Raw genomic sequence first — 1593 nt, forward strand, 5'->3', positions numbered from 1 at the left:
CCTAAATTCCGCAGCATTTTAGTTTAACTTATTTTATAAGTACCTGAGCAACAAAAAGTTGCTCAGGATTTTGCCATGTCAGATTTTTCACCTATCTTAGTGTTGCAAATCAAAATATGTATCAAACCCGACAGACATGGCAAAGGTAGCAATAAAATCTGAGAAACTCTCTCCTTTTGGAGGAATTTTTTCAATAATGGAGCAATTTGACTCCAATCTCTCATCTGTAATCGACTCAACCCTCGGTATGAGATGTAGGCTGTATGGTTATCAATACAGCGAAATCATCCGTTCGCTTATGAGCGTTTATTTCTGTGGCGGCTCATGCATAGAGGATGTCACCACTCATCTGATGTACCACCTCTCGCTTCATCCGACATTTCGCACATGCAGTGCCGACACGATTCTCAGAGCCATAAAGGAACTGACCCAGGATAACATTTCCTACACATCCGACACTGGCAAGACCTACGACTTCAACACGGCAGACATGCTGAATACACTGCTCCTCAATTGCCTATTGTCCACAGGGCAGCTGAAAGAGGGCGAGGGGTATGACGTTGACTTCGACCACCAGTTCATAGAGGCTGAGAAGTTTGATGCGAAACCCACATACAAGAAGTTTCTCGGGTACCGTCCAGGTGTGGCTGTCATTGGCGACATGATTGTCGGCATAGAGAACAGCGACGGCAACACTAACGTTCGTTTCCACCAGAAGGACACGTTGAGGAGATTCTTTGAGAGGATTGAACAGAAAGGATTGACAGTCAATCGTTTCAGGGCAGATTGCGGATCCTGCTCAGAGGAAATTGTGGAAGAGGTCGGAAAGCATTGCATGACTTTCTATATCCGCGCCAACCGCTGCGGTTCGCTCTACGATGACATCTTTGCACTCAGAGGGTGGAAGAGAGAGGAACTGGGCGGCATTGAGTTTGAACTGAACTCCATTCTTGTTGAGAAATGGAAAGGGAGGGCATACCGTCTTGTAATCCAAAGGCAGAAGCGAATTGACGGTGAGATTGACCTGTGGGAAGGCGAATACACCTACCGCTGCATCCTTACAAATGACTACGAGTCTTCCGAGAAAGAGATTGTCAAATTCTATAACCTCCGTGGAGGGAAGGAACGCATCTTCGATGAAATGAATAACGGATTCGGCTGGAACAGGCTTCCAAAATCCTTCATGGGAGAAAACACGGTGTTTCTTCTGCTTACGGCACTCATACGCAACTTCTATAAATTCATCATGGCGAGGCTTGACGTGAAGAGGTTCGGACTCAAAGCAACAAGCCGCATCAAGGCGTTTGTCTTCAAGTTCATCTCTGTGCCAGCCAAATGGGGCAGGACATCAAGGCAGTATGTGCTGAATATCTATTCATGCAACAACGCTTATGCTGATGTGTTCCAGAATGACTTTGGATAACACCGACAACTTATGGTCGTGACTTTGCGTATTGCCTCAAGTCGCATGGTGGGGTAAGGGGCGTTTATATGTCTTTATGGTGACATTCGATGCACTGTGCCCCCTTTTTACTAACGATGCAGATTATTTTCGCTTCTGTATCATATAGGCGCGTAGTTGCGGATTTGAGG

At 46.0% G+C, this 1593-nt stretch carries 1 protein-coding gene; it reads left to right on the forward strand.

All coding sequences use genetic code 11. The features are described from left to right. Positions 1 to 136: 136 nt before the first annotated feature. Positions 137 to 1423: an IS1380 family transposase gene (locus M3090_RS15225; protein WP_048318236.1), complete on the forward strand. Its 1287-nt coding sequence runs from the start codon at positions 137 to 139 to the stop codon at positions 1421 to 1423. Positions 1424 to 1593 lie beyond the last annotated feature (170 nt).

It is taken from the genome of Bacteroides sp. ET71 (genome assembly GCF_023336905.1).
Classification (GTDB): domain Bacteria; phylum Bacteroidota; class Bacteroidia; order Bacteroidales; family Bacteroidaceae; genus Bacteroides.